This is a genomic window from Nostoc spongiaeforme FACHB-130 (assembly GCF_014698475.1).
Lineage (GTDB): Bacteria > Cyanobacteriota > Cyanobacteriia > Cyanobacteriales > Nostocaceae > Nostoc_B > Nostoc_B spongiaeforme.
Window position 1 is genome coordinate 1 of record NZ_JACJTB010000090.1, and the last position, 8,970, is coordinate 8,970.

At 40.9% G+C, this 8,970-nt stretch carries 7 protein-coding genes and 2 pseudogenes; 6 read left to right on the forward strand and 3 right to left on the reverse strand.

What is annotated here, in order from left to right:
• Positions 1 to 375 precede the first annotated feature (375 nt).
• The gene (locus H6G74_RS30615) at positions 376 to 762 is read left to right on the forward strand and encodes a response regulator (protein ID WP_190971266.1); all 387 of its coding nucleotides are present in this window, start codon (positions 376 to 378) and stop codon (positions 760 to 762) included.
• A gap of 34 nt (positions 763 to 796) precedes the next feature.
• Here the strand turns inward: H6G74_RS30615 and H6G74_RS30620 are convergent.
• A pseudogene (locus H6G74_RS30620) lies at positions 797 to 1,183 on the reverse strand (four helix bundle protein).
• Positions 1,184 to 1,255: 72 nt separating this feature from the next.
• Positions 1,256 to 1,693 carry a hypothetical protein gene (locus tag H6G74_RS30625; protein WP_190971267.1) on the reverse strand — a complete coding sequence of 146 codons (438 nt, stop codon included), beginning with the start codon at positions 1,691 to 1,693 and terminating at the stop codon, positions 1,256 to 1,258.
• Positions 1,694 to 2,575: 882 nt separating this feature from the next.
• Here H6G74_RS30625 and H6G74_RS30630 point away from each other — a divergent pair.
• The 5 genes from H6G74_RS30630 to H6G74_RS30650 all read left to right on the forward strand — a co-directional run bounded on the left by H6G74_RS30630 (position 2,576) and on the right by H6G74_RS30650 (position 8,775).
• A complete protein-coding gene (locus tag H6G74_RS30630; protein ID WP_190971268.1) occupies positions 2,576 to 4,345 on the forward strand; it encodes a tetratricopeptide repeat protein in 1,770 nt (589 codons plus the stop codon).
• A 135-nt stretch (positions 4,346 to 4,480) separates the two neighbouring features.
• Entirely contained in the window at positions 4,481 to 5,209 is a 729-nt protein-coding gene (locus tag H6G74_RS30635) for a hypothetical protein (protein ID WP_190971269.1), read from the forward strand.
• Positions 5,210 to 5,212: 3 nt separating this feature from the next.
• A complete protein-coding gene (locus tag H6G74_RS30640; RefSeq protein WP_190971270.1) occupies positions 5,213 to 6,478 on the forward strand; it encodes a hypothetical protein in 1,266 nt (421 codons plus the stop codon).
• Positions 6,479 to 6,758: 280 nt separating this feature from the next.
• Positions 6,759 to 7,544, forward strand: a complete 786-nt coding sequence (locus tag H6G74_RS30645; RefSeq protein WP_190971271.1) for an RNA ligase family protein — start codon at positions 6,759 to 6,761, stop codon at positions 7,542 to 7,544.
• 88 nt (positions 7,545 to 7,632) lie between these two features.
• A complete protein-coding gene (locus tag H6G74_RS30650) occupies positions 7,633 to 8,775 on the forward strand; it encodes an AAA family ATPase (protein ID WP_190971272.1) in 1,143 nt (380 codons plus the stop codon).
• Positions 8,776 to 8,903: 128 nt separating this feature from the next.
• Here the strand turns inward: H6G74_RS30650 and H6G74_RS30655 are convergent.
• Positions 8,904 to 8,970: pseudogene (locus H6G74_RS30655) on the reverse strand (photosystem II protein D1); the annotation flags it as partial.

The window sequence follows — 8,970 nt, forward strand, 5'->3', positions numbered from 1 at the left end:
TTTACCAGCCTGGGGTCGCCGAATGTTTTCCCCTGAGACTCTTGTGCATGAATTAAAATTGGGTTTTCCATCTGTTTTTTCTCCTCACTTTCCTTGTCTTACTAATAGACATCTATTTATGTGTACAACTTAATTTAACTGGTCTGTTATGCCTGAAACCCTTGCAGCTACCACTTGTGTGTACACCGTAGGCAAGCGGGGAGGGGAGCGTTTGCGTTAGCAAATGCGGGGTGGGGTTCCGACTGTATTACAAGCAAGTAAGAAACGCTATATATTAAGAAAAATTAATGAGCCTAAAATCCTCTTCCCTCCCGCCTCCTGCCTTACCTTAACGATAAATTTTTCCACCCATCTACTTATATATTGGTATGAATTATGGCAGTAAAACGGATTCTTGTTGTAGATAACGAACAGTATATTCAAGAAGTTGCCAAAATTTGTTTAGAAACCGTCGCTGGTTGGGATGTAGTGACAGCGAGTTCTGGCAAAGAAGGTATTACCCAAGCCGAGACTTATCAGCCAGATGCAATTTTACTTGATGTGATGATGCCTGATATGGATGGAATCACCACCTTTGAGCAACTCCAAGCCAATGCAGCCACAAAAGAAATTCCCGTAATTTTATTAACCGCTAAAATCCAAGCCAGCGATCGCCGTCGTTATGCTCAGATGGGTATAGTAACAGCGATCGCTAAACCATTCAACCCCCTAGAATTAGCTAATGAAGTCGCTACAGCCCTCGGCTGGAACGTTGAGAATTAGTGCAAGGGGGCAGGGGAGCAGGGGGACAGGGGAGTTAACGCTTCATTAGCCAAGGTGAGGGGTTAGTAATCATATTTACCAAACTACCTAAGATTTTGTTGTAGATTCTATATAACTCTCTACCTGATTCAACATCCATATAATGGCACTTCACGGCAAATTCAATCCATGTTTGTGTTTCTGCTGCTTCTGCCTAACAGTCATTCAGTTTAGCTAAAAAAGCCGCCTCATATCGACGCTTTCTCCAAGCCTCCGCCAAATTTGCACAAACAGAACGAGATGATCTACGAATTTGATCAGTTAAAGAATATCGTTCCTCTAAATTAAACTTTTTAGAGATTTCAAAGATTTTCATGGCTGCATCAAATGCCATTTGATAAACCTTCAAGTCTTGATGATTTTGAATTGGTTTTTTCTCCATCTCCCCTACTCCTCTGCCCCCCTGCCCCCCTGTGGCCTTAATGATAAGTCTTTCACTAAACACGAACATGGACTATTGCAGCAAAGGAGTTGTACCGTTACCGTTAGTTGATGAATTTTCAATCACAGCTTGAGTAGGTTGATTAGCAACAACCGCCGCAACTGGAGTAACTTTAGGAGTAGATTGTCGACTGCGTTTTCGATTAGAACCACCAGCTTTAGAATACTCCATACTATTTCTGCCGTAGACAGTTGCAACACCACTTAGCATTCTTTCAGACATTTCCGAGAGGGCTTTGTCCATTTGAGTTAATGTTTTGCGCGATTCTTCCAGATTGGACACCAGCGTATTATGAGATTCTAGGATGGCACGGGTATTATTGATGAGATTGTTGTAAGCTTCTATTGTTAATCCATGTCCTAAATCTAAATTTTCACTAATAGATTTCAGCAAAGCAAGACGAAGTTGGGCTTTTTCAACAGCAGCAGAACGACGAGTTTTTAAAGCCATGAGGCATCCTTTTTTAACAGTGAACAGTGAACAGTGAACAGTAAACAGTGAACAGTGAACAGTGAACAGTGAACAGTGAACAGTGAACAGTGAACAGTAAACAGTGAACAGTGAACAGTGATTGATAACTGATAACTGATAACTGTTTTCAAAATAATTGAGTAACCTTTTACCTGAGATGAGTAAGTTTGTGGATTTATTTATTTAAAAGTTTCATGAAATGTTTATAAAACCTGTGTTTTTACCCATTTTTGATGCCGATTGATAATTTTGGCATAAGTATAAACAGCAAACGTCATCGCAAAAATAACAAATGCGTATGCCGAAATAACAATTGCATTCGCAAAATCTATAATTGCATACACAAAAATAACAATTGCGTACGCCGAAATAACAATTGCGTACACAAAAATAACAAATGTGTACGCCGAAATAACAATTGCATACACAAAATCTATAATTGCATACACAAAAATAACAAATGCGTACGCCGAAATAACAATTGCGTACACAAAACCTATAATTGCGATCAACTTTGGGCAATCCAAAATTCAGATCCCCCCGCCTACGGCGACCCCCTTAAAAAGCTACGGTGTACACACAAGTGGTATTTGCAAGGGTTTCAAGCGTTATAGACTCCTTAAATTGTCATTACGAGCGCAGTGATAACGGAGCGAAGTAATCGCATAATCCGGTAATTTTGGCGATTGCTTTGTCGTTCCTCCTCTCTGCGAGACGCTACGCGAACGTAATGACAGGCTTTCAGAGTAATCGCACATCTTTTTTCTCTGCAAGACTGATTTACCAGTATCAAATGCTTACCTGCTGCATGGTAAATTTCACGTAAGTACTAGTAGAATATAAGAAAGCCCATGCTTTCTTATGCGCGGTCATCGCCTAATTACCAACTTATTCTTAATCTTATATCTAGCAACCACACCCCGGCTTGTAGTTGCTCAAACCAGTATTGAACAGTTATTTGAACAAGGCAACGCCGCCCAGCAAGCGGGTAAATACGCGGAATCAGAGGCAGCATATCGCCAGATTATTGAAATTGAGCCGAATAACGCCACTGCTTACTACAAACTATGTGATGTTCTAGATGATCAGAATAAAATAGATGCAGCAATAGCAGCTTGTCAAAAATCTGTTCAACTCAACCCAACAGAGGCAAAAACACACAATCTTCTTGGCAATGCCCTGAACAACCAAAAGAAATTAGATGCCGCCGTCGCCGCTTACGAAAAAGCAATTCAACTCAACCCTAACTATGCTGCTGCTTACTACAATCTCGGCATTACCCTATACTACCAAAAGAAATTAGATGCTACCGTCGCCGCCTTCCAAAAAGCCATTCAACTTGACTCTAGTTCTGCCCATGCTTACAACGGTCTCGGCAATGCCCTGAGAGAGCAAAAGAAATTAGATGCCGCCGTCGCCGCCTACGAAAAAGCGATTCAACTCAACCCTAATTATGCCACTGCTTACAATAATCTCGGCAATGCCCTGAGAGAGCAAAACAAATTAGATGCTGCCGTCGCCGCCTTCCAAAAAACAATTCAACTTGACCCTAACCTTGCTGAAGCTTACAACAATCTCGGCATTGCCCTGAGTTACCAAAACAAATTAGATTCAGCAGTTGCCGCCTACAAAAAAGCAATTCAACTCAACCCTAACTATACTGGTGCTTACAATAATCTCGGCGTTGCCCTAAGATGGCAAAACAAATTAAATGAAGCAATTGCCGCCTACAAAAAAGCTCTAACATTACCAGAAAACACTACTTCAACTACTTCAATTTCTCCCACTGTTCCCACTGCTCATACTGCTGCTAACAATAATTTGGGTCTAGTATTCCAAGACCAAGGGAAACTGAAACAAGCCATAGAACATTTCGACAAGTCAGAAGAACTAGACCCCAATTTTATTTATGCCAGCAACAACAATAGAGAAGCACGGCGATTATGGACTGAACAACAGAATAAACTAGCCAGTGTAGAAGACGATCGCCAATGGTTGCCCAAAAATGACCCCAAATTACCCGTTAAGCGTTCTGTGGTTCTCATCACTGCCGAGTTTTTCAACAGCGAACGCCAGGGAACAGAGATTGGTACTGGCATAGTTATTCAGCGAGAAGACAACCGCACATTAATCCTTACCAACCGTCATGTAATTTTTGATGGCAACGAACAAGGTAAAAATATTCAAGTAGAATTTTTCAGTTCACCACCACCAGACCGTGTGCGAATGCGGCGCAACGCCAAGCCGTTGAAAATAATTACTACAAATAAACTCGATTTAGCAATTTTGGAAATTACCGATAATGTTCCAGAAGATATCAAACCCTTACCCATCTCTGCTACTGCCATTAACCCCAAAATGCCCGTTCAAATTATCGGTCATTCTGCACAACGGGGTGAAGATAAATCTTGGTCTGTACAATCAGGCAAAATCAATAACTCTCAAAACCAACAACTAGAAATATCCGAAGCCACACTCAAACCCGGTTTTTCTGGTAGTCCCGTCCTCGACTCCCAAAATCGGCTCGTCGGCATAGTTTACGCCCGTAAAACAGGCGAAACCCGCAATTTAGCATACCCTATATCTGAAATTAAAAAACAACTTTCCACCTGGAATATTAGCTTTAAATGATGTTAGTAAACTATCAAGCTATATCAAGATCCCCCCTAACCCCCCTTGAAAAGGGGGGAACAAGAATCAAAGTCCCCCTTTTTAAGGGGGATTTAGGGGGATCAAAAGTTTTCCGTCACCAACATTAAACAAACCATGAATTACAAAATTATTCTTACCAGTCTCTTAATCCTCAACCTCACCCATCTACCCGTTGCTGCTAATTGTTCACCAGGAAATCCCCGCAGTACCGACTACATCCGCCGCCAACCACCGCAACGGTGCGAAGGTATCAAAGAAGAACTATTAAGCGGTAATAGCTTAACTTTAATTTCCATTGTCACCCGCAACATTGCTAGTTACGGCAAAACCCTGACATTACAAGTTCCTCAAATTCGTGGCGGTAAAAATCCCCAGGTAATCGTTCAATCTTTCGGTGATAATTATCGCTATCAATTAGATGACTTATTATTGTCTAACAATAATTCACGTTTTCGCTTTAGCTGGAATACTTACGTCCTCACACAAGCAAACATCCCTGCAAACAGCCTCCGCGCTTCAGCATCTTATCTACTTGGTTCGCAAAAAGTTTATGTTCCAGTTATTTTAGGGCAATCTTCTGGTAAGTATGAATTTACCTTTTATTCCGAAAGTCGAGTCAAATTCACCAGCTTTAAAATTCTTTCCCCAAATCAGAAACCAATCTATACTGCTCCCAAATTAAACCCCAAAAATGGAGAAACTATCTTTACCTGGGATGGACGCAACGCCCCAGCCGGACGCTATCAAGTACACTACGTTGCCTTTATTGAACAAAGCAATCAACCAAGCGAACGCCTCGAAAGACGAATAGACTTTGAACATAACCCCAATTGGTTAAAATAAATCATGGCACATAGGCAAAAAGCCAAGGGCAAACCTTTCAAATTTATCATTTTCATCATTAATAAAATTCGGAATTTAAACCTGTCTAAATTAGTAAGGTTTATTAAGCTATGTGTTACTAAAATTAACCAATATTTTCAATTTATAAAAAAATATCTAGATAAGCACAAAAGATTTTTTATAGTTCTTTTAGTGTTTTTAATTTGCAGTATCATCACTTCAGCCGCAATTATCCCAGGAAATCACAGATTTGAAGGTAATCTCACTGCTCAACAAATAAACTTTACCTATAACGGACAGCAACCAAAAATTTTTATTCAAAATATTCGTAACATTAAAGAATTAGAAAATGAAGGTATCCAAACTCTAACTTTTACAGGCAGCTTTCAAAGTCAAACCTTACCAGCAATTAATAACTTAAACTCTGTAAAAATCCAACTTAAAGACCGCAAAAGCAGATGGATAATTACACCAGTAAATCCCCAAGCAACCAGCACAATTGAATTAACTAAGTTGCGCTTAGAACCAGGGACAAAAATCAATGAACTAAATTATGATTTTCAGCGTCAGCAATTAGCCTTTGATTTACAACCTAATCCCAACAGCAATCCAAATACACTAGAGTTATATTTAGGCGAAGAACCCCTAAAAGTTACTTTAGAACGTTATAAGTTACCAGGAGTAAAACTACCAAATGAATTTGATGAACAAGTACCGCTAGAATTTATTGTGAATCCAAATAACAAAGAACTACTGTTACAAATCCAAAAAAATACTAGTATTCATATCACATTAAACAAATCTCTTAAAGATAACATTCCCCAATGGTTTAGAGGAAAGATAGATACCAAAGATGTCAAATTTTTATATGTAGATAGAAACGCCAATGATAGCCGAGAAGATTTATATATTTCTGCCATTGTAGAAGGCAAAATCCGCATGGCAGGACAAGAACAAGAAATTAAACAAAATCAGTTCCTCATGGGCGAAAACCCAAATAAACCGCTCAATATTCAACTTATCCGCCATCTGCAAATTATCCCCAACAAAGGCATAGAAGCCCGCTTTTCTGGCAGAACTACCCAAATTCAAATCGGACTAGATCAAGATTTCCCCGTGTCTAAAATCCAAGGTAGTTGGTTAGATGGCTTTTTACCCCGTGATGCCATTATTGCTTTGTTCTCTGCTGGTGCAGCCACAGTTGCTAATCTTTTAGCTTGGTTATTTAGTAACGCTTCTAACTCCGGTTCAAACAACAATCAACCTTAAATCACCGTCAATTCAACAAGTGTTTTTTGACCTCACCCCAACCCTTCGGCGACACGGAGAAGGGCTAAACTATCAACCACGCTCTATTTCCAAAAACGCTGCGGCTGCTTGTGAAGTATGTAATTATTAAAATACATTCCTTGGAAAACTACGGTAAAAGCTTATGTAGTCCTTCAGTCTCAATCAAATTCATTTCACTGGCGAATGCAAAAATCCTCTCTTGATTCGTTGAAAGTTCGCCACGCTGTTATTTGATTGCAGTCACCAAGGTAAAAAAGTCATGGAAAAAATTTATAAATATCCGCGTACCCATCACATCCAGGGTTCGCGGTTGCAGCCTGGGGATGAAGATTTAGACAGCGTTCCCTTTAGCGCAATTAAAAATCAGTATGTAGTCGTGGAAGAAAAAGTCGATGGCGCAAACGCCGCTATTAGCTTTACCTGCGATGGACAACTCAAATTGCAAAGCCGTGGACATTATTTAACAGGTGGTGCAAGAGAAAAGCACTTTAACTTATTTAAACAGTGGGCGCATACTCACGCCGCCGCATTTTGGGAAGTCTTGGGGAATCGGTTCATTCTCTTTGGTGAATGGCTGTATGCCAAGCACACAGTCTTTTACGATGCTTTACCCCATTACTTCCTAGAATACGATGTGCTGGATTTAGAACAGCAAGTTTTTCTCAGCACCAAAAACCGCCAGGAGTTACTTGCAGATTTACCTTTAGTTTCTGTACCTGTGTTGTTTGCTGGCGAACTGCAATCTTATCAACAACTCATCGCGCTGCTGCAAAAATCCCATTATCAAACCCCTGCACATTTGCAGCGTTTCCAACGAATTTGTCTGGAACAAGGCTTAGATGTCGAACGTTCCCTCAAACAAACTGACCAAAGTGCTTTGATGGAAGGTTTATATATTAAAGTCGAGCCACAAGCAACGGTAACAGCCCGTTATAAATATGTGCGTTCCAGCTTTTTAACCACCATTCAGCAGTCCGATGGACATTGGCTAAACCGCCCAATAATTCCAAATCAACTGCATCCTGGTGCAGATTTGTTTGCTTAACTGGGCGAATTCATCTCTCAAACTCTTATTCTCCGCGCCTCCGCGTCTCTGCGTGAGGCAAAAATCATCTAGTTTACAGGTAATAATTATGAATGCTTTGGTTCAAGATTGGACATTTCCTAATTGTCCTAATGAAGATGAATGGACAATTAACTGGTCAGCGTTAGAAGCAAAATTTGATTGGTTGCGATCGCTTGCTGATTGTCCCCAAGACCCGCGTTATCATGCTGAGGGGAATGTTCTCACTCATACAAAACTTGTATGTGAAGCATTAGTCGCTTTACCCCAATGGCGAACATTACCACCTAAAGAACGTTCTGTGTTATTCGCCGCAGCTTTATTACATGATGTCGCCAAACCCGCCGCCACTCAAATAGCAACAGATGGCGCAGTTTCTTCTAAAGGTCACGTCCTGCAAGGGGCGAAAATGGCACAGGAAATTCTTTGGGATTTAAATGTACCATTTGCAGAACGGGAAGCGGTTGTGGCTTTGGTGAAATATGGCAGTTTACCTCTGTGGTTTTGGGATAAACCAAACCCCGAACGGGCGGTAATCAAAGCCAGTCAAATCATCCGTTGCGATATGCTGGGTTTACTCGCCGAAGCAGATGTGCGGGGACGTTACTGCAACGACCAAGCACAATTACTAGAACGAATTGAGTTTTTCCGCGAGTTTTGTCAAGAAAACCAATGTTTTGACCAACCGCGTGCATTTCCTTCCGCCCACAGTCGGTTTGTGTATTTTCAAAAAGAAAATGGCAACCCAGACTATGCAGCTTATGATGATACACGCTTTGGGGTATTGATGATGTCTGGTTTACCGGGTGCAGGGAAAGATACTTGGATAAAAGAAAATCTACCTGACTGGCGGGTAATTTCGTTAGACGCACTGCGAAAGCAAATGAATATCAGCCCTGAAGAAGACCAAGGTGCAGTCATAAATGCAGCCAAAACCATAGCCAAAGAATATATGCGCGATGGTCAATGTTTTGTGTGGAATGCAACTAACATTAGTCGGCAATTGCGAGGGATGTTAACTCGTTTATTTGCTAATTATCAAGCCAACATTCGCATTGTTTATTTAGAAGCCCCTTGGGATGAATTGCTGCAAAGAAATTGCGATCGCCCCACTCATGCTAAACTTCCCGAAAAGGTGCTGTATAAATTAAAGCAGCGTCTAGAAGTTCCAGATATTACCGAAGCACACACAGTAGATTGGCTAGTGCGGTGAAAATGTTGGAGTGCGATCGCCTTTAATGATGATGTAGTTGAAGTGCGATCGCATCATATTAAAAAGGCGCTCTCTTCACGGGGAGCGCCTTTGATTAATTAGTTATTGCTTACTTCTATCTCAGAAGATTAACCATTGATAGCAGGAGCAGAGATAGCAACAGGAGCAACTTCACCAGCAGCCAAGTCTAAGGGG